Origin of the sequence: Rossellomorea aquimaris (assembly GCF_020171925.1) — a bacterium.
Lineage (GTDB): Bacteria > Bacillota > Bacilli > Bacillales > Bacillaceae_B > Rossellomorea > Rossellomorea aquimaris_F.
In genome coordinates, this window is record NZ_JAIVAR010000003.1 from 521742 (window position 1) to 542297 (window position 20556).

The 20556-nt window shown below is 46.2% G+C and carries 20 protein-coding genes and 1 riboswitch; of the genes, 7 read left to right on the top strand and 13 right to left on the bottom strand.

Annotated features, from left to right (window positions below; all coding sequences use genetic code 11):
• Positions 1–107: 107 nt before the first annotated feature.
• On the bottom strand, positions 108–1157 hold the full coding sequence (locus LCM10_RS13910; protein WP_224876869.1) for a hypothetical protein: 1050 nt from the start codon (positions 1155–1157) through the stop codon (positions 108–110).
• 226 nt (positions 1158–1383) lie between these two features.
• On the opposite strand from LCM10_RS13910, the gene LCM10_RS13915 reads away from it, so the two are divergent.
• The 3 genes from LCM10_RS13915 to LCM10_RS13925 all read left to right on the top strand — a co-directional run bounded on the left by LCM10_RS13915 (position 1384) and on the right by LCM10_RS13925 (position 4153).
• Positions 1384–2322, top strand: a complete 939-nt coding sequence (locus LCM10_RS13915; protein WP_224876870.1) for a glycerophosphodiester phosphodiesterase — start codon at positions 1384–1386, stop codon at positions 2320–2322.
• A 168-nt stretch (positions 2323–2490) separates the two neighbouring features.
• The gene (locus tag LCM10_RS13920; RefSeq protein ID WP_224876871.1) at positions 2491–2817 is read left to right on the top strand and encodes a cyclic-phosphate processing receiver domain-containing protein; all 327 of its coding nucleotides are present in this window, start codon (positions 2491–2493) and stop codon (positions 2815–2817) included.
• Positions 2818–3082: 265 nt separating this feature from the next.
• A complete protein-coding gene (locus tag LCM10_RS13925) occupies positions 3083–4153 on the top strand; it encodes an aromatic acid exporter family protein (RefSeq protein ID WP_224876872.1) in 1071 nt (356 codons plus the stop codon).
• 38 nt (positions 4154–4191) lie between these two features.
• Here LCM10_RS13925 and LCM10_RS13930 read toward each other — a convergent pair whose 3' ends face one another.
• Complete coding sequence (locus LCM10_RS13930; RefSeq protein ID WP_224876873.1) at positions 4192–5358, bottom strand: acyl-CoA dehydrogenase family protein; 1167 nt, start codon at positions 5356–5358, stop codon at positions 4192–4194.
• 182 nt (positions 5359–5540) lie between these two features.
• On the opposite strand from LCM10_RS13930, the gene LCM10_RS13935 reads away from it, so the two are divergent.
• On the top strand, positions 5541–6029 hold the full coding sequence (locus LCM10_RS13935) for a hypothetical protein (protein ID WP_224876874.1): 489 nt from the start codon (positions 5541–5543) through the stop codon (positions 6027–6029).
• A gap of 54 nt (positions 6030–6083) precedes the next feature.
• Here LCM10_RS13935 and LCM10_RS13940 read toward each other — a convergent pair whose 3' ends face one another.
• Positions 6084–7541 (bottom strand): alanine/glycine:cation symporter family protein, encoded by a 1458-nt coding sequence (locus LCM10_RS13940; RefSeq protein WP_224876875.1) that lies wholly within the window; start codon positions 7539–7541, stop codon positions 6084–6086.
• A gap of 183 nt (positions 7542–7724) precedes the next feature.
• Here LCM10_RS13940 and LCM10_RS13945 point away from each other — a divergent pair, with 183 nt between their 5' ends.
• On the top strand, positions 7725–7973 hold the full coding sequence (locus LCM10_RS13945) for an alpha/beta-type small acid-soluble spore protein (RefSeq protein WP_224876876.1): 249 nt from the start codon (positions 7725–7727) through the stop codon (positions 7971–7973).
• A gap of 37 nt (positions 7974–8010) precedes the next feature.
• On the opposite strand, the gene LCM10_RS13950 is transcribed toward LCM10_RS13945, so the two are convergent.
• The gene (locus LCM10_RS13950; RefSeq protein ID WP_412103405.1) at positions 8011–8619 is read right to left on the bottom strand and encodes a uracil-DNA glycosylase; all 609 of its coding nucleotides are present in this window, start codon (positions 8617–8619) and stop codon (positions 8011–8013) included.
• Between the two features lie 222 nt (positions 8620–8841).
• Between LCM10_RS13950 and LCM10_RS13955 the strand changes: the two genes are divergently transcribed.
• Positions 8842–9264: a pyridoxamine 5'-phosphate oxidase family protein gene (locus tag LCM10_RS13955; protein WP_224876878.1), complete on the top strand. Its 423-nt coding sequence runs from the start codon at positions 8842–8844 to the stop codon at positions 9262–9264.
• Between the two features lie 447 nt (positions 9265–9711).
• Here the strand turns inward: LCM10_RS13955 and LCM10_RS13960 are convergent, their stop codons facing one another.
• The 8 genes from LCM10_RS13960 to LCM10_RS13995 all read right to left on the bottom strand — a co-directional run bounded on the left by LCM10_RS13960 (position 9712) and on the right by LCM10_RS13995 (position 18936).
• The gene (locus LCM10_RS13960; protein WP_224876879.1) at positions 9712–11493 is read right to left on the bottom strand and encodes an ABC transporter ATP-binding protein; all 1782 of its coding nucleotides are present in this window, start codon (positions 11491–11493) and stop codon (positions 9712–9714) included.
• The gene (locus tag LCM10_RS13965) at positions 11486–13168 is read right to left on the bottom strand and encodes an ABC transporter ATP-binding protein (protein WP_224876982.1); all 1683 of its coding nucleotides are present in this window, start codon (positions 13166–13168) and stop codon (positions 11486–11488) included. The genes LCM10_RS13960 and LCM10_RS13965 overlap by 8 nt, the downstream gene beginning before the upstream one ends.
• A 240-nt stretch (positions 13169–13408) precedes the next feature.
• Positions 13409–15571, bottom strand: coding sequence for a beta-propeller domain-containing protein (locus LCM10_RS13970; protein ID WP_224876880.1), 2163 nt, complete (start codon positions 15569–15571; stop codon positions 13409–13411).
• A gap of 272 nt (positions 15572–15843) precedes the next feature.
• A complete protein-coding gene (locus LCM10_RS13975) occupies positions 15844–16299 on the bottom strand; it encodes a threonine/serine exporter family protein (RefSeq protein ID WP_224876881.1) in 456 nt (151 codons plus the stop codon).
• Positions 16300–16326: 27 nt separating this feature from the next.
• On the bottom strand, positions 16327–17088 hold the full coding sequence (locus LCM10_RS13980; protein WP_224876882.1) for a threonine/serine exporter family protein: 762 nt from the start codon (positions 17086–17088) through the stop codon (positions 16327–16329).
• Positions 17089–17213: 125 nt separating this feature from the next.
• Positions 17214–17810 (bottom strand): energy-coupled thiamine transporter ThiT, encoded by a 597-nt coding sequence (thiT, locus tag LCM10_RS13985; protein ID WP_224876883.1) that lies wholly within the window; start codon positions 17808–17810, stop codon positions 17214–17216.
• A gap of 71 nt (positions 17811–17881) precedes the next feature.
• A riboswitch (TPP riboswitch) is annotated at positions 17882–17986 on the bottom strand.
• 86 nt (positions 17987–18072) lie between these two features.
• Positions 18073–18372 (bottom strand): hypothetical protein, encoded by a 300-nt coding sequence (locus LCM10_RS13990; RefSeq protein WP_224876884.1) that lies wholly within the window; start codon positions 18370–18372, stop codon positions 18073–18075.
• Positions 18373–18609: 237 nt separating this feature from the next.
• A complete protein-coding gene (locus tag LCM10_RS13995; protein WP_224876885.1) occupies positions 18610–18936 on the bottom strand; it encodes a thioredoxin family protein in 327 nt (108 codons plus the stop codon).
• 143 nt (positions 18937–19079) lie between these two features.
• Here LCM10_RS13995 and LCM10_RS14000 point away from each other — a divergent pair, with 143 nt between their 5' ends.
• Positions 19080–19403, top strand: coding sequence for a general stress protein (locus LCM10_RS14000; RefSeq protein ID WP_224876886.1), 324 nt, complete (start codon positions 19080–19082; stop codon positions 19401–19403).
• 118 nt (positions 19404–19521) lie between these two features.
• Here the strand turns inward: LCM10_RS14000 and LCM10_RS14005 are convergent, their stop codons facing one another.
• Positions 19522–20064 (bottom strand): histidine phosphatase family protein, encoded by a 543-nt coding sequence (locus tag LCM10_RS14005; protein WP_224876887.1) that lies wholly within the window; start codon positions 20062–20064, stop codon positions 19522–19524.
• Positions 20065–20556: the final 492 nt, after the last annotated feature.

Genomic DNA, 20556 nt, shown 5'->3' on the forward strand with positions numbered 1-20556 from the left:
AGTCGTTTGGTAGGGATATTGGTCCGACGAAAGAAAAAAAACGCCTGGTTAAAGGCGTTTAAATCCTACATTCAGCCGTCTCAGCTGATCCGACAGAGGCTGAAACGTCAGCTTATCTTCCCTTTAAACTTCAACGCGACTGGGTCTAGGTTGCTATACTCGCCAGCTAGGATCTTCTTTATGTCTTTAATCGTATCCTGTACGGATACCTGTTCCCCTTTGACCCCTGTGAACTCTTCAGCTACGTGGAACGGCTGGCTCAGGTATGCCTCCATCCTTTCTCCGATGGAAAATAGTTCAAGATCTGAATCTGGCAGCTTATCCTTCCCAAGTGAATTCAGCAGGACCCGAATCTCCTTGTATCGCCTAAGCAGCTTCTTCGCTTTTCTGTTAACATCCGTGTGTTCATCTTCAAGACTGTCTTCCTCAACCAATACAGACGTTGACTGAACCGGATGAATCGCCGGATATAACCCACGGCTCGCGAGGTCGATATCAAAATAACATAAAGTATCTAGAGGACCGTACGGATCGTCTTCATCAACAGCCGTTCCGCTCGGGTCGAATAAGATCGTCGTGATATCCGGATACCCCTCTGCTTCAAATCTTTCCCGCATCTCGTATACCTCTCCTGATACGACGAATGCCCGGTCCACTTGTAAAATGATTTTTTCCTTGTCCTCCCGTAAAGAGACTTCTGCGAACGCATCGTCCACGGAATGGACCTTCACATTCACAAACCCCTCGAGGTCACTCATCCCCACGTAATCCCGATCGGGAGTCAACAAAATGATCTCATAGCCCTTTTCTTTCAAGCTTTGTGTGATTTCAGCCAGTACGACCAATTGGCCGACCTGAGCCCTTGCAACAAAACCGTTTATACCGCCTTTGACAATCGGAGCAAACAAATCGACCGACTTGATTCCCGTTTCAATCATACTTAATTTTCCCCCTTGAATGATTAATTCGTCCAATGAACAATTCGCCAGGTTGGCCAGGGTGACCAAGGTCCTGACTTCCGCGCGCCCCACCGATATTTTTCCGGTACAGAGGTTTGAGACTGTAGCCGGCCTGAGTCCCACCGCTTTAGCAGCCGTTGTCAGATTGGGGACCCTCCGCCTGAGCAGTGACACATTCAACGATAAGTTATCTTTCATCCAATTCGCCTCCTTACTTTATAAGGTAATATATATTACGCTTAAAATCAAGAAAAGTTTCTCTTTAAAGTAATTTTTTTACTCTACAGAGAAAAAAACACTCTATAAAGCTCATTTATAAATGAAACTGAAATTTATTGGCCAAACCAATCATTTCCGGACACTTCCATTAATAGATATAAGGAAGAAGAAATCAGACAACTACTTTAACGAAGGATGAACGTCTATGAACAATACGAAACTGGGTCCCTTCCCTCAATGGTCAGCAAAATGGACCTTGATGTTATCACTCATTCTATTGATTGCATCTTTTTTCAGCATCGCTTACTTTATGCCTGTAGATAAGGGACAAACCCTTCCATTCTTCGAAAGCGACCATAACGGACCGCTCGTCATTGCCCATCAAGGGGGAAAATCACTTGCTCCAGGCAATACCATCACGGCCTTTAAGAATGCCGTTGACTTAGGGGTCGATGTCATTGAGACGGATATACATATCACCAAGGACGGCCATCTCGTGACCATTCACGATCCCACCGTCGATGCCACCACAAACGGACAGGGGCTTGTAGCCGACTACACCTTACAAGAACTGCAGCGGCTCGACGCGGGCTACAATTTCGTGGATCCCGAGGGTGAATATCCTTATCGGGGTAAGGGAGTTTACATCCCTACCCTCGAAGAAGTATTCCAGCGCTTCAACAAAATGAAAATAAATATTGAAATCAAGGATGACAATCCCCGTGAGCGAATGGATGAAATAACGAAGAAATTGATGGATCTGATCAACGAGTACGGAATGGAAGATCGTGTTCTGATCGCTTCCTTCGATCAGTCGATCATAGATCGGTTCGGGACTTATTCGGAAGGGCGCGTAGCTGTACAGGGGGGGACCCAAGAGGTGAGGAAATTTGTTATTCTACACAAGGTATTTTTACGGAATTTATATAAGCCTACCGTACATGCATTCCAGCTTCCCTTGCAAAAAGGGGACATCGATTTAACAGACCCCCGCCTGATTGAAGGGGCTCACCGATTCAATCTTGCTGTTCACTACTGGACGATCAATGATAGGAAAACAATGGAAAAATTGATTCGTGCCGGGGCTGACGGAATCATTACAGACCGGCCAGACGTCTTGCTGAAGATCCTGGGGCGAAATTGAATATATACGTAATATTCAGTGATTAAGCATGACTACAGGGTGCTATACAATCTTTTTAATACACTTGTACAATAATATTTCAATTTAATAGTTCTTTGTACCTATATAAGTCCAACCACTAGTCTGTTAGGGTGAAGGTAAGTCAAATCAACGAAAGTAGAATAAATTATGACAGTCAATGTGTTTTTGGATGATTATCGACACTGTCCCCCAGGCTACATTCTCGCAAAAGACATCGACGAATGTATCGACCTGCTCAAGAGGTACTCTATCTCTCATCTTTCATTGGATCATGACTTGAAGTGCAAAACGAGAAACGGACTTATGCTTGTACACTACATGGTAAGGCATCAACTTTTTGCTAACTCGATCACCATCCATTCCGCAAACGCTGTTGCCGGCAAACAGATGTACAAGTTCTTAAAAGAGGCACAGAATCAAAACACGATGCCTCGCTCCATCCGCATCTCTTTACGCCCGTTACCTCTTAGATAATGCTATATTTATGAACTGTTCATTCTGAACAGTTCTTTTTTGGTTGGCGATTTTCTTAAAGTTTATATGGCACTGTAAACACAGCTGCCCGATTCCGTGCAAGATTTCGCCTTTTTTAACAACAATGTTTTACGGAACAGCATTTTGATTACAGAAAATTTCTTGCTACTGACTCCTTCTCAATTTGCGGAACCCTTTTTCTTTTTTGGGAAAGTTTATTTATAATGGTTAGTAGAAGAGTTTTTTCCAGAAAGGGTTATAGTCTATGAATTTCTTAAAAAAATTCAGGTTTGCAGGAGGGAGGATCGCGAAGACTGGGATCGCGGTATTTCTGACTGCCTTTGTCTGCGAACTCATGAATTGGCCGGCCATGTTCGCAGTCATCACCGCGATTGTCACGATCGAACCTACTGCTGCCGATTCCATCAAGAAAGCATTCATACGATTTCCCGCATCTGCGATCGGTGCTTTATTTGCGGTCATCATTTCTCCTTTACTTGGGCATCATGCAGTAACGTATGCCCTCGTCGCCATTTTGACCATCATTACTTGTCATAAGCTCCGCCTTGATGCCGGTATCCTCGTGGCCACCCTGACAGGCATCGCCATGATCCCGACCATACATGATCATTATATTGCCACCTTCTTCATCCGGCTCGGATCGACCAGCTTGGGGCTGATTGTCTCTACATTGGTGAATTTATGGATTTTACCACCTAAATATTCACCGATCATCAGCCGTAATATTCACGATTTGTATGTAAAGACCGGTAATTTATTGGAGAGAAGAGGAATCGAAGTGCTTCAGGGGCACTCCCTGCACAGGGAAACAAAGCTGATCTTCACTGACATCAATAGGGAAATCGACAAAACGAATATGCTATGTGACTATCAAAAAGAGGAAATGAAGCTTCACCGCTCGAGCCGTCAGCAACTGCGTGACCATCATTACCAATTCAAGAAGCTCAATCTCTTAAGGCAGATTCATTTCCATATTGGTAACCTGGTCTATCTGCCTGTCCGACATTCGTTTACAGAACAACAGAAGGAAAAGATCCTTTCAGCCATCCAATCGATCAAAGCGATCATGAATCATCCTTCATATGATATGCAGGAGGGCCATTTCATCCTGATGAAAGAACTGCTCCAGGAATTTTGGGAAGATCATCATGATCTTTATAGCAAGGAGTTCAAGTCAATCAGGCAACATTTTTCCTGCGAAACCATCTTATTGTACGAATTGCTTTCCATCCATGATTTACTGGAAGAATTGAACCAAATCCATACGATGGAGAAACAGCATGAACACGTGCTGGAGAAAACGCTGCAGATATGACAAAGGATCGCCTGGAATTCATCCCAGGCGATCCTTTTCTATTGTTCCAAAGCTCTATGTGCAAGCTGAGAAATGACCATGTCATCCATCGGCGGGTTATGGAGTCCGGCTCGTACATTCCGGTAGTGCCGCTGCATCGGATTGGATTTAAACAAGCTTCTTGCTCCAACGATCCTCATCGCCGTGTCGACCACCTTGAACGCACTGTTCGTGACAATGTGCTTAACCGCTCCAAGCTCTTCCCCCATTGCGGATCGCTTGTGTGGTTCCTTCACCCATTTATCTGCTACCGAATACAGGATCTGCCTGGCTTTGAAAAGCTCCAATTCGATTTCACCGATTTTCCTTTGGACTTCGGGAACATCCTTGATCGGACCTGGGAGACTGTTGGGTGAATATTCTTTGGCAAAGGTAATGGCTTCATTCCTGGCCGCAATCGCTACGCCGATATAACAGGCAGGGATATGGAGGAGCCATGCTTTCGGGAGCACCCCTCCTTCAGGCTTGTCGCGATCCCGTTCGACCAACGCCTCCGTTGAAAGGGACACGTCATCAAGAACCAAGTCATCACTTCCTGTCCCCTGCATGGCGATGGTATCCCACGTTTCTTCAATCCTCACCCCGTCAAGGGAATGGTCTACAAGGAAGAATCCTTTCTCATCGGAATCTCCTATTCGCGCCGAAACCAACGAATAGTCCAGTGCCTTCGCCATTGAAGTGAACGTCTTTCGCCCATCAATGATCCAACCCCTATCGCTCTTAACCGCTCGTGTTTCAGGGAGGCCCCCTCTAGTCGGACTACCCGTGGCAGGCTCTGTGGCGGCGCGGTTGATCAGGACACGTTCTGTTACAACCTTTTCACACAGGCTTTTGAATAACACTTCGTCCCAGGGACGGTTTTCAGATAGTTCCATCAGACCACCGAGATGCCATCCAATCGATAACGAGGTGGCTGCGTCACCAGTTGCGAGTCTCTCCTGGAGCATCACCAATTCATAAAGACTGATCTCTTTCCCTCCATATTCCTCTGGTACAGTCAATGAAACATAGCCCGCGGCCTTCAAATCCTCAACATTCTCAAATGGGAATGCATCTTCCCGATCGAATTTTTCACCACGAGTGGCAAAGGTATCTGCAAGCTTTGCCGTCATGTCTAGCAATTCCCTCTGCCGGTCATTTTGGATAAACGGTTCATATAAATTCAATTATGGTCCTCCTCCCAACAACCAATCTTTCCTCTATCATAATCAAACAACTTACGATTCTCAAAAATTTTGTCCTACTAATCCAATCAGAATTAAATCATTTCAAGTATCCTGAATAAATTTTCGGGTACAGATTAAACCTATTCATATGTACTGTTTTACCACTACAGGAGGAATCGACCATGAAGCTTAACAAAAATAAAACGTTAATCCTTCTTTTAATGCTGTTATCCTGGGGATCATTATTCGTCGCAGGAAAAGAAAGCTTAAAGAAATACCTGCCTTCCGCAGCGTTTATGAGTCTATTGGTGATACTTGAGAGCATTTATGCAGAAAAAAACAAATGGTGGACAATAAAGGAGAAGCTCTTCCCGGGCGTCAATGGAAATATCCCTTTCGTGATTGGCCTTTTCCTAAGCGGTTCGGTCTGGATCTTGAAATGGACCTATAAAAATTTCTACTTGTTCCTTTTTGTTAATATGCTAGTCGATACCTTTTACGTTTACCCTTTCACTACACTATCCACAAGATTGGGGGTCGGGAAGTTACTTTTATTGAAAAGGTATCAGCTCTCTCTGCTATTCTTCGTTAAATCCCTCCTCTTATATGGGTTCCAGCGGTTCATCGTCGATCGCTTCATCGTAAAGGATCCCCCTGCTGAACGCCACTGATACATAAAATGGACCTGCTGCATGATAGATCGTGCAGCAGGTCCATTCAGGTTGTTAAGAAGCGCTTTCTTCCTTGTCCGCCTTGTATTCCTGTTCCCAGTACTCAGCATTCTTGATTCCGAGCTTTGTTGAGTTAAAGACCGGGTCAAGCCCCTGTTTCTTCTGTTCTTCATAATCCTTGAGGGCACGAAGAGCAGGTTTTGCCAAGATCAGGATGGCGATTAGGTTGAGCCATACCATGATCCCGAGGCCGATATCCCCAAGGGCCCATGCAAGTGCGGCTTCCTTGATCGCACCGTAGAACGTGACCCCAAGAATGACAATCTTAAGGATGAAGATGGCTGGCTTGCTATTCTTCCCTTTTAATAAATACGCCACATTCGTTTCAGCCATATAGTAGTATGCCATGATGGTTGTGAAAGCAAAGAAGAAAAGGGCGATTGCGACGAAACCTGCCCCGAAACCAGGAAGGACCGATTCGATTGCAGCCTGTGTATATGCAGGACCCGCTTCGACTCCTTCAAGATTCGTGACAATGGCAGATCCATCGGCATTTTCTACGTTATAAGCGCCAGTGAATAGGATCATGAAAGCCGTAGCCGAACATACAAGCAGGGTATCGATATAAACGGAAGATGCCTGAACCAGACCTTGTTTGGCCGGGTGGGATACTTCAGCTGCTGCTGCATGGTGAGGCCCTGTACCCTGACCTGCTTCATTGGAGTAGACTCCACGCTTTACACCCCAGGCAATCGCGCTACCGATGATTCCGCCGAATGCTGCGTCTGCACCGAAAGCACTTCTGAAAATCAAGGAAAGAACTGCTGGAATTTCAGCAATGTTCATTCCAACGATCACCAAAGCCATAACAATGTAAGCAATCGCCATGAATGGAACGACATATGAAGCGACACCGGCAATTCTCTTTACCCCACCGAAGATGATGATGGCAAGCAGGATGACTAATCCGATACCGGTAACCGACGTATTAAGCCCGAATGCATTATCTAGGCCCTGCGCGATGGAGTTGGACTGGATCCCCGGCATCAATACCCCGATGGCAAGAAGTGTTGCCAATGAGAACAATACCGCATACCACTTCCAACCAATCCCTTTTTCGATATAATAGGCCGGACCCCCGCGGTACTCACCGTCTTGCTTTACTTTATAAATCTGTGCAAGCGTGGATTCGATGAACGCACTGCTTGCTCCGATGAATGCGATTGCCCACATCCAGAACACCGCTCCGGGTCCCCCGAATGCGATTGCGGTTGCCGTACCGGCAATATTCCCCGTCCCTACACGCCCGGATAACGAAAGTGCAAGTGACTGGAATGAGGATACGCCCGATTTCGAGCTGCTCCCTTTGAACATCTGAACCACCATGTCCTTAATGAGACGCACCTGCAAAAATCTTGTTAAGATCGAAAATAAAAGTCCTACACCCAAACAGAAATAAATCATGACCGGTGACCATAAGATCCCCACCAATCTGCCTACAAACTCTTCCACAGTGTTTCCCCCTTTTCTTCCAAAAATTATCTAACTATTATGAATTATATTTTATTTGACACAAATTAGACAATCTTTTTTTATCCGTAAAAAAGCCGTCATACCCGAAAACCCTTGTATAACAAAGCTTGGTCAGTATAAAAATTTTTTCGGGGCAACCTAATGACGAAAGGAGGTTGGAACATGTCGAGACGAAAATTGCTAGTGCCCGAATCTCGTGCGGCACTGGATCAGCTGAAGGCCAGAATCTCCGGTGTAAGCGATCCGAAGGACGCGAAATTCGAAGCTGCGAGGGAGCAGGGAATCCCATTGGACAAAGGATATAACGGGAAACTGACGTCTGAACAAGCCGGGAAGATCGGTGGCCGGATGGGCGGGAATATGGTAAAGGAATTAGTGAGGATGGCGCAGGAGAATTTAAATAAGAAGTGAAAAGCGAAAGGACCTTAACCAATCTGAGTGCTGATGGTCAAGGTCCTTTATCCCCTTTCAAATGTTTTTTCAGTTCATCGAGGTCACGATGAATTTTCTCAAGCAGGGATCGATTATAGAAGATGGACGCAGGATGGAAAGTCGGAAAGATGGCGTATTCCCTATCAGTGAGCGTCCACTCGTTTGTGTCCATATCCTTCAATCTTCTGACCGGCGCATGAATCAGCTTCCCGTGGACTTCCGAAATGGTATACTTCCTTCCCAGTAACCTCTGCAGGCCGATGTTTCCTAGGGTCACGATTTGCTTAGGCTTGATATGCCGGATTTCATAATCGACAATCGGAGCATGGGCAAGCTGTTCCTTCATATTTGGCGCCCGGTTGTATTTCTTTTGTATGATTTCTCCACCCTGTCCCTCTTTGTGTACGATTTTAAAAGGCCTACTCCTCACGGTAGAAGTAAAATAAATCTCCTCTCTTGAAACACCGAGGTATTCAAAAAACTCGTCCAGTACCTTCCCGGCCCTTCCACTGAACGGCATCCCATTATGAATTTCCGTTTCACCGGGTGCTTCCCCCACAACCATGATCAAGGGATCCCCAGGGCCCCGTCCATGAACAAATCCTTCACAATTGTATGGCTCCATCCTTTTTTTGCATCGTTCAACCAAATCCTTCGGCAGCACCCTCATCATCCTCCTTCCAGAAGGTACGTCCCTCACCCCTTTGACACATTACCGCGATGAGGGACGTACCTTATCCCTGTTTTTCTTTATACCCATTCCGTCCCTTCCTTTACACATCCCCATGTTTAATTCTCGTTTTGTTAAGGAATAGTATGGATAGATCAAAATAAGGAGATGGCATGGATGGATCAAACACAGCTCAAGCAGCAAATACTAAAGGTTCTAGAGGATAGCAAGGTCGGCACACTCGCTACGGTGAAAGGCAGCAAACCGCATTCCCGCTATATGACTTTCTTCCACGAAGATCTCACTCTTTATACACCAACAAATAAAGAGACACATAAAGCGGAAGAAATCGACGAGAATCCAAATGTCCATATCCTCCTAGGATATGAAGGGGAAGGATATGGGGATACGTTCGTGGAAATCCAGGGAAAAGCATCAATTGAAGAATCACAGGCGTATAAGGATAAACTGTGGAATGACCATATGGAGAAATGGTTCGATGGCAAGGACGACCCGAATTATATTGTATTGAAAATCACTCCGGATACGATCCGATTGATGAATGATGAGGAAGGTTCTCCGCACACACTTGAGTTATGATGTTGACAAGTATTCCTGAACATGATATATTTAATCATTGTTAACTTGTGACATAATTAAAACGACTAGAGCAGATAATCTGTAATTCTATTCTGTTTTGATATGTAACTTATTCACACTGGATCGGCTTCGGAGCCGTAAGGATGTAAGAGAGGTAGGGCTTACGTCGTTTAGGTACATCAAACGACTCAAGGAATTGCCCGCGGCTGTTTATTATCTGAATACGTTTAAAGATATAAATATATTACTTGTGATGTTGCAAGTTACAGAGCATGCCTTTTCCGATCAGGCATGGAATGAGGGAGCACTGACAGGAAGCTCAGCCCCTCACCACAATAAAAGCCCCCGGAAGCGCCGACGCTTCGGGGGCTTTGTCCATTTTATGAGTGAGAAATTCTGAAGGTACGTCCCTCATCGCTTTAAAGCGATGAGGGACGTACCTTCTTTTTAGCTGGTTTGTTTCAACTGGCTATGATAGAGGCCATGATAGAAGCCTTTTTGGTCGAGAAGTTCTTCGTGGGTACCTTCTTCGATGATCCGCCCTTGGTCGAGGACGAGGATCTGATCGGCCTGCCGGATCGTATTGAGCCTGTGGGCGACCACGACGGACGTCCGGTCCTTCATCAAATTCTTCAGGGCATCCTGGATCTTCAGTTCCGTGATGGTATCGATGCTCGAAGTCGCTTCGTCCAGGATCAAGATCGATGGATCTGACAGGATGGCGCGTGCGATCGACAGAAGCTGCTTCTGCCCCTGACTGATGCCGTTGCCGTCATGTCTGAGGACCGTGTCATATCCTTGTGGCATCTTCTCGATAAACGAATGGGCATTCGCTAGCTTTGCAGCCTCAACTACTTCTTCGTCTGAAGCAGTAAGTCTTCCGTAACGGATATTCTCCTTGATGGTCCCCTGGAAGAGGAAGCTGTCCTGAAGAACAAATCCAAGCTGCTTACGAAGACTATCACGTTTGATCGACCCGATCTCCCTGCCATCAATCAGGATCCTCCCTTGATCATGATCATAAAAGCGGGATAATAAGTTCGTAATCGTCGTTTTTCCTGCACCGGTCGGGCCAACAAGCGCAACCGTTTCGCCAGGGGAGATTGAAAACGAAACGTCCTGAAGAGTCGAATCATTCTTTCCGTAAGAGAAATGGACGTCCCGGAACTCGATCTTCCCACGGAGGGAATCGATTTCCTCCGCCTCCTCTTCGTCCCCCGCTTCTTCCTCTTCATCGATGATCTGAAAGACACGTTCCGCGCCTGCGATCGCCGATAACAATGTATTATACTGATTGGCGAGTTCATTGAGAGGTCGCGTGAACTGCCTCGCATATTCAGCGAAAATCACAATCACACCGATTGTGACCATCCCGTTCAATGCAAAGATCCCACCGACACCCGCGATCACCGCGAAGCTAAGATTATTGAGCATGTTCATCAGTTTCGGGATGAAGCCTGAATACGTATCCGCCCAATAGGCAGCCGCCCTCAGCCTTTCATTCTTCCCTTGAAACTCCTCGATCGCCGTCTCTTCCCGCGAAAAAGTCTTGATGATGCTATGTCCTGAAATGGTCTCTTCAATATACCCATTCAACTCACCGATGTTATGCTGATATTGTTTGAATAGCGGCCCGGTCCTTTTTGTGATCCATTTCATGCCGAAAACCATAATCGGCACAATCGTAAGCGTGATCAGAGTCAACAAGGGACTGAGCCACAGCATGACGACAGCCGTCCCGGCGAGTGTCAGCACACTGGAGATGATCTGGATGAAGGAGCTGTTCAATGTATTGCTGACATTATCGATATCATTGGTCACCCTGCTCATCAATTCTCCATGCTTTCTCTTATCAAAGAAAGGGATCGGCAGCAAATGCAGTCTGTGGAACAAATCCTTCCTTAACCTGTAGACGGTATCCTGCGCCACACCGATCATCCAGTAGTTCTGATACCAGACAGATACCGAGTGCAGGATGTAGACGATGACCAGACCCGCAAGAAGGGAAATGATCCCAGAAGCATCTTTCGTGACAATGTACTCGTCGATCGCTCTCCCAACAAGGAATGGACCAAGGAGCGATGCCGTCGAACTGATGATCACCATGACGATGACCAGATAGAGCACACCCTTCATCTTTGACAAGTAGGACCAGAGTCTTCCCAGTGTCCCTTTCGTATCCTGCGCCTGATCGTCCTTCCCGAGTTTCTTCCTCATATGCCTAGACATGATGCACCTCCCCGAACTGCGATTGATAGATCCGTTGATATAAAGGCGATTCCTTCAGAAGCGTGTCGTGAGAACCGTTCGCGGTCAACACCCCGTCTTCCAGCAACAAGATCGTATCGGATTCCATCGATGTACTGATTTTCTGCGTAATGATGATGACCGTACAATCATATCCCTTGATGGCTTGTAGCAGCTTCGCTTCCGTTTTTAAATCCAGCGCACTCGTGCTATCGTCCAGCAACAGGATTTTCGGCTTCCTGATCAGTGCCCTTGCAATCGACAGCCTTTGTTTCTGGCCCCCGGAAAGGTTTACCCCCTTCTGACCAAGCTCCGTGTCGTATCCGTCCTTCAAGTGTTCAATCGTGTCATGGATCTGGGCATCCTTAGCTGCCTTCATCATTTCTTCTTCAGAGGCATGCTCTTTCCCCCATAGCAGATTTTCGCGGACAGTCCCTGAAAAAAGGACCGCCTCCTGTGGAACATATCCGATTGCCTTTCTCAAATTCTGAAGCGTGACAGATCGAATCGGGTGGCCATCTATCTGGATTTCCCCTTCCGTCACATCATACAGGCGCGGGATCAGCTGGAACAACGTCGACTTCCCGGAACCCGTCGCCCCTAAGACAGAGACAGTCTCCCCTGCTTTTATGTGGAAGGAGATATCCTCGAGCACCTTCCCCCTCGTTTCAGGATATCGAAAGGAAACTCCCTTAAATTCAATCTCTCCAGTTATGACGGTATTTTCAATCCGCGCTTCTTCCCCATCCCGCAAATCAACTTCAGTGTTCAGCACCTCTTCCACTCGGTCAGCTGAAGCACGCGCTCTTGAAAAACTGGTGATGATGAAAGAGAAAATGGAAAATACGGATGAAATCCTCGTTGCATACGTAACGATCGCGACGACTTCCCCAACCTGCGCACCGCCCGTATTCACTTTCAGGCTCCCTGACCAAAGGACGATCAAGATGGCCAGGTTCATCACTAACATCAACAGAGGCATGATGATTTCCATGAACCTGAGGGCACGCACCGTTTTGTCCTTCAGATCCTCATTGGCGCCGTGGAATCGTGTTTCTTCATGTTGTCCCCTTGTATAGGCCTTGATCAGCCGTATGCCCGATAGATTCTCCTTCATGACTTCATTCACCCGGTCCAGGCGTTTCTGCACCTTCTCAAATAAACTCCAGCCCCGCTTGAGGACCCATAGTAAAAACATCCATAAAATCGGGATCACGACAAGCAATACAAGGGCAAGCTCGACATTGACAAACAGTGCCATGATCGTCGATCCGATGACAAGCAGCGGGGCCCTCAGCATGATCCTCAAGCTCATGAAAATCGTATTCTGCAGCTGTCTCACATCATTGGTCATCCTCGTGATGAGCGAGGATGACGGCAGTTTGTTGAAGCTTGCAAATGAAAAAGACTGGATTTTCTTATATAGACTTTCCCGGACGTCATAACCGAACCCCTGACTCGTATGGGCAGCAAAGAAGGAGTTCGTCACCCCGGAAGCAAATGAAAGAACTGACATGCCTACCATGATCCCGCCCCATAGAAGCACCACGTCCATGTCGCCCTTCAAGATTCCCTGATCAATGATCTTTGCCATGAATAGTGGATTCAAAAGTTCTACTGCAAGCTCCACCAGCATCAACGTCCACGCAATCCCCATCGCCAGCCGATAGGGCTTCAAAAAACCGATTATCCTCAAAGACACACACCCCTTACGCTCTCGTTCTTACGATATGTATATATGTACCATGATATCGTTTTTTTATGATGGTTGGTAGTTTGGTGACTCCTTATCAACGACTCTGTCCATGCCCTTCGGAGGTTCCACGTGAAACGTCCCGGAATCTGCGGCTGCCCCCACCAAAAAAGCCTCCGATTATCGTCGGAGGCTTCATGATTGTCAGTGTAAAACTAACGAGCTTTCTTTTTGAAAATCGTTCAGCGAATAAGCTTCGATTTTTTGATTGGCCAATGTGTATACATGATCGTCGATATATAGAAGCCGCTGAATATTCTTTTCCCAGCTTTCATAGATTTCTTTTCCTGAACCGTCTTCCGCTCCCAGCACCGCCTTTTTTTCAATTCCGTGTTCAGGTGTGATTTCATAGAGAAGTGCACCCTGGTAGTCAAAGACCCGCTCATATTCACTAGCTTCTTTATCATGATAAACAGATACAGGAAAGCCATATAAATTCCGGGAAGGTTCATGAAAAAGGGCTTTATGATCATCCATTAGCGGGGAATGGGTCCCGGTCCCTCCGATGATCTCAGTATCTGCTTCCTTTGGATTCTCGAAGTCTGTAATATCAAACAATGAAATTTTCATCCCGCTCCGTATGATCCGGGGGTCCCCGTTCAATGATTTTCCATCATCGATTATCTTCGTATCGAACCCGAAACCGATCAAATGATTCTCGTCGATCGGATGCAGGTACGTACTGAAGCCCGGAATCTTCAATTCTCCCAGCACCTTGGGCTGTCGAGGGTCCGCCGTATCAATGACGAACAATGGGTCCACCTGTTTGAAGGTGACGATATATGCCTTATCCCCGAGGAATCTTACCGAGTAAATCCGTTCACCTTTCGCGAGATTCGTGACGTCACCACTCTTCTTCATGTTTTCATCCAATAGATAGAGGGCATTCGAAGAGGGCCGATCGTCATTCCACACCTCTCCGTCCGTTGTGGCGACTCTGAAATATCCATCATGCTCATCCATGGAAAATTGATTCAGGATCCTTCCAGGGACTTGACCTGAAGCTTTGTACATGACCCCGGAATCCTTCAATCCGAATTTATACACCTCTGTACTCATGACATTCCAATTGTCATCATTAAATTTTTCAACGGCAAGATACAGATTCTCTTTCGACATGTACATGCCGCTGCCACTTCCCAAATACGTCTGAACGTTCAGTTCCCCTTTGGGTTTTGTGACGTCAAGGGATGCGATCATCGTATAACTCGGCTGCATCGATTGGGGAAAGTATTGGATCCTGTCTACCGCGACCTCCGTGAATTCGTTCCCTTTCACACTGTCCATGACCCTCGGTCTCAAATCAACATCGGAACTTTTGTCGGCAAGCCAATAGTCAGGATATGAGTTGGCTATGAAATAGATCGTCCCCCCTATTTTTCTGGAGGTCATATAATTCCCTTCCACCTCGACTTTTCTTAGAAGATTCGGCTTTTTCCGATCTGAAATATCATAGACCACCGCAAAAGCAGAGCCTTGAATCGGATGACGCATGACCTCTTTCGCTCCTTCTTGCATCTCATTGCTCATCCAGCTGTTCCCGATCACCACAACATTGTCTCCTTCCAAAAATAAATGGCGGGGCTCTATATTCCCTTCAAACGGTATCCTTGACACCATCTCCATGCTCGTGGACGGGATCGCTCTCGTTATGACAAGCTCCCCGTTTGCAACCTGATAAATATAAGTACCATCGGTTTTGACGACATCCCCTTCATCTACTCCCTGCACCTGATTGTTCGTTTCGGAGTGCTGAGAACCTGAGCTTTCCCCTGAGGAAGCCTTATCTTCGGATGATTCGGCCACGCTGTTTCGAAAAAGACTGAACCTTTCCTGTTCGATTTTTTGTCTCTTGATGATGGTTTGGAAATAGCTAGCCAATTCTTTCGTCGAACCGAAGGAAGGCAGGGATTCGGTGACGGTAAACGCCACCTTTGTATCTCCCCTGTAAGTGAACCCCAACTTCGTTTTGACACCGGAAGAAATGGACAAGGTAAATTGACGGGAATCATCTGGATACCCCCCGGCAGGCGGAACGATCTTCAGTGCTGTACCTTCATCGTTCAATTCAAATCCGACCCCCACTTCATGACCATCCGAGTCCTTCACGGCGATAGTCCGTGAATTGACTGTTTTTTTACTGACCGGTACAGAGAAATGAAGTATCCACTCATTCCCCTGCATGACCATAACCTTTCCGTCAAGACTCCCACCAGCCATGACGGCAGGCTTCTGCCAATAGAAGTAAAATCCGAAACCACCACACAACAAAAGACCTGCAAGAATGATGAAACCATGCTTTTTCATCGGATTGACCCACCTTTATAGTCTATTTTCAGATTAGACGGAAGGGGTGGAAGAAAGTTACATATTATTGACGTTGATGTTTTGAGACGGAGTGGGCTGTTGATTTTTCGACGTTTCAGTAGGAGCAATCATCCGAGGAGGTCCTGCGGAAAGTTAGGGCACGGAGCTCCAATTAATCTTTTCTCTTTTTTTCAATAGGAACAATGTTTACGAGAACAACTAATAAAAATGGCATAAAAAAAGACCCCGTTTCCAGGGTCCGTCATGAATGGTCATCTCATTCTCCTTGCACTCGCATTGAGCTTGGCATTCCGGATGATTTGATTGATGACTTCGGAAAAGATGAGACCGACCGCGATCGATCCCGAAATCATAAAGGCCTTTGCTGCCAGATTGATGGCTGCATTGTAGTCATTCTGAACGAAATTCCTCATCGCATCATAGGCAAGCCCGCCAGGTACAAGCGGGATGATCCCCGCCACACTGAAGATGATGACCGGCGTCTTGTACATCTTTGCAAATACCTGGCTGACCACGGCTACGACGAAGGATGCAAGCAAGGTTGCAAGTATTGCATCGGTATCATTCAAATACATGATCATATAGATGATCCATCCGAGCATCCCGACAATCCCACATTTGAATAGGGACTCTTTCGGTGCGTTGAAAATGATGCCGAATGCAGCGGCGGCGATGAAACTGGTGATCAGATGTTCAATGATTAACATTCCCTATTCACTCCTTTGAAGCTCACTTTAAATCAACGTAAATACCACCGCGATGCCGGTGCCGATTGCAAATGCGGTCAGAAACGCTTCCGCCCCCTTCGACAATCCCGAGACCAAGTGCCCCGCCATCAGATCACGGACGGCATTGGTGATGAGCAGCCCAGGTACAAGCGGCATGACAGAACCGATGATGATCTTATCCAGTTCCTGCCCTGCCCCGAAATGGACAAAAGCGAAGGAAAGAATCCCAATGATGAAGGATGCAAGAAACTCTGCAAAGAATTTAATCGGAACGAGCCTATGTAAATACACGACACTCATATATCCGACTCCCCCGGTCATGAAAGCGGGAAGAAAATCAGCCCAGTTTCCCAGGAACATGATGAGAAAACAGCCGCTCGATATCGAAGCAGCAAGCACTTGGACCACAAAAGAATAAGAATGGTCTGTTTTTTCGAGCTCTTCAAGCTCACTGTATGCCTCTTCAATGGTGAATAACCCTTCGCTGATCTTTCTTGAAATCCCATTCACAAGGGTCACTTTCTCAAGATCGGTGGACCGTTCATTGATACGGATCAATTTTGTTTTGGTCGGTTCGTCCGTTTCAATGCTAAAGATGATTCCCGTCGGCGTCACATAGCTATGCGATTCTTTGATTCCATAGGAGGCCGCGATCCTCATCATCGTATCCTCGACCCGATACGTTTCCGCACCGCTTTGCAGCATGATCTTGCCTGCCAGCAAACAAACCTCCATTATGTCATACCTGCGTATCATTTTCGCTTCCATAAGAACCTCTCCATGCACATATCAATTTTGAATAGGTCTAGTGTAAAGGAAAAACAGGTGAGTAGGCAATGAAGAGTGCAAAAAAACAACCGAATCCCTTGGGATTCGGTTGTTTTTATATACGATTATGAAGCTTTTCGCTGATCTTCCGCTACAGGGACACCTTGCTTGATCAATCGTGGGGCAGTCGCAATCAAGAGCACCAGTACGATTGTACAAAGCAACGCTGATCCGAGCATCGTCACCCCGTTCGCAAACAGCGAGAACAAGACCGGCGACATGCCTTCAGGAGCATATTCCCTAAAGAAAATGAATCCTGCGATGAAATGCCAGAAATAACGGGCGGCACTTCCGACAACCGTCGCGGTTATGATCCACGCATACAGCTTTGATTTATTCCCGGAACGCAGTGACTGTTGGATGCGGTTGACAAGTAGACCCGCAAATCCAATGAAGGCAAACGCAATGAAGTACTCAATGATCATCTGAACCGGCGTGACAATCCAGGCGTTACCGAGCGCAACCTGTAAGACTCCCCACACAAACCCGGCAAGCAAGCTTGCCTTGAACCCTCTCCTGAACGCAAGGATGAAAATCGGCACCATCGAGAATGAAATGGAGATACTCGGTGAAAAATCAATCGAAGGAAGCAAATCAAGAATCAAGGCAAACGCAGCCATCAAAGCAGCTTCGATCATGACAACTAAACTTAAAGATTTCATAAAAAAAATCTCCCCTTTTTATTAAACGAAACCATAAGGGAGAGTCAGTCAAATTCAAATAGGCATAGTGATCCTATTATCTTCCACATTCCTACGCTAGTACTAACTAACAGGTTCAAAGGGTCAGAACAGGCCGTGCCGTTCACTCTCAGCAAATCGCTCCCCTTGTGGTCACGTTTATTAAATTATTATTCCAGTACGTATTATACACGAAAAGAGTAAATAGTAAAAGACATTGCGGACATAGAAATGAAGGAATCAATCAAGGGCGTTCATTTAGCGGGTCGTGCAAGATGATGACCGGCATGGATTTGGGGGCAACCATGAAACCGTAGACTCTGCCTTCTTTATCCTTATAGGCAACAGAGTAATCTCCGAATTGCGGGGAAAACTCCACATCCTCGTATTCCAGGTCAAGATGATTATACTTCCATCCCACATAAATCTTCGTGGCCGCTCGGGCAGTAAAGTGTTGAACAATCGTCATCTGATTGGCGGCAACAAATAGAATGATCGCAGCTATTGAAATGATTACTTTACTTGCTCTGGACAACCTCGGCATCCATTCCTCTCCTTTCCCCGGAGAATGCTCTGAATATTCCGGATATTACTTCTATTATATACTTATTCAGGTGGACATGACAAAATGGCTACTTTTTTAAATAGGAGTAAGCTTCTTATCTAATCCCTCTGGAAAGGACTGCTTCATCGCCAGCCACCATCTGATGTAGTTAAACAATCGTTTAACTCTTTGATTCCTTCTCGCATATGGTACGGGCACGTTTAATCAAACGTTTGTTTAATCCTCGAACATGGCAATCAACCTCGACAGTCCACCTTCCAATTCATCAATTGGGACGAAACGTGCCTTTCTCATCATTTCTTTCCCTTCTATAAAAACAATCACAACAGGCACCGTGAAAATGGAAAATTCCCCTGCAATACCGGGAATCTCATCGGCATCAGCGTGAACGGCGACAATTATGGGATACTTTTCAAGCACTCCCTCCACCTGGGGCAGCAAAGCATGGCATACCGAACAATTAGGACGTGAAATATAAAGAAGCACCATTGTTTCTTCTTGTATTGTCTTCTTGATCTCTTCGAGGGTATGCTGTTCATTCATGGTACTCTCCTCCTTTCTGATCTACTGTCCCCTTTATCTATTCCCCTCTTTGTGCCGTCAAAATCACTCCATAGGACATGTTTATCTTTTCCATAACGGGGAAAACAACGACTGTAACGAAAACGATAATGGAGGAGATTCACATGAAACCAACTGTAAAGGAATTCTACAATGACAAGGAACTGATTTCTGAAGTTGAAACATTATCTTCTCAAGGCATAGACAAAAAGAATCTATATGTATTATCCCATGACGATGACCGCACAGAACGAGTAGCCGACAATGCGGACGCAAACGAAATCGGCGCGAAAGAAACAGGCTTCGGCACCGCCGTCGGCAACATGATCCTAAGTAAAGGCGACGAACTGCGCAACCAACTCCAGGAAATGGGCTTTTCAAAAGAGGAAGCCGATCAGTACGAAGAAAAACTGGATGAGGGTAAGATTTTGTTGTTGGTTCAGCAGTAAGATCGGGAATGACGCGCCCCCCTCAAAGCGTGGCAAAGTGATGACCCTTGCACCTCATTGAAGTTTCCCGATTTGAAAAGACTTAAGCAGCAAGGATGATCCCTGCAATTGACATGGATCATCCTTCTTTATTTTCGTAAACATAGACCACTCCATTTTCCGGCCGTCTGAATGACCGACCAGAAAACCCACGCCTGATCAATTCCTTTCTCATGAACATCATCACACCACCGTGCCCGACAATCAGAACGTCCTGATCCTCCGACATGACCCTGTCTATGACTTTATTTATTTTCTCGAAAACCTCTTTTTTGCTAACAGCCTGCGATGGATGATTGAACCACCACGCCAGACGGATGGCAGTCAGATGGATGAACAAGGGCAGCTTCATCCTCGAAGGAAAGAGCGGTGATAACGGAATCTCCCTTAATTCATCCAGGAAAATGATATCCCTGTTGTAAACGCTCCGTGCCGTGACTTCCGCCCTCCGCATGCTGCTCGAATAGCAGGACTTCCATTCAACTCCATTCAAATCCACTTCATTCTCCTCTACTTCAGAAGCTTCATATTCATCCACCCACTTCATCAATTCAGCCGAGGACACGATTGAATTCGGATATCCCCTTTTCACTTTAAAATGCCTGATTAGTCCAATTTTCATAAATTGCTCCTTTTAGGTTTTTGGTGGTTATGGATAGATTCGAGGTAGGGGGTGGGATTTCCTGGGTGGCGGGGGGTGGGATTTTGGCGTGGGGATTACGCGCTGAGCGGGGACTAGGGTGGGATTTCGGTATGGCGCTGGGATTGGGCTGAGGCCGGATTTTCACATGGAGGCCGTATGGGGGCTATGGACTGGGGTAGAGTTGGATATTTGCATTCGGACTAGGGATGGTCCGGGGGCGGAGTTTCGCATGGGGGCTATGGGCTGGGGGCGGGCTAGATTTGGCTGGATCTAGGTCATACGCGCCACCGACCAATCCCTAGATTAGAATCATTCTCATAAGAGCATATATCTCCAATTAGGAGCATAAATCCTGGATTGAGAGCATAAATCCGCCGTTAGGAGCATATTTTCCTGATTTGGATCATAAATCCCCAATTAGGAGCATATCCAAAATCAAATTCCATTTTTTACAAATAAAATAAAGGAATT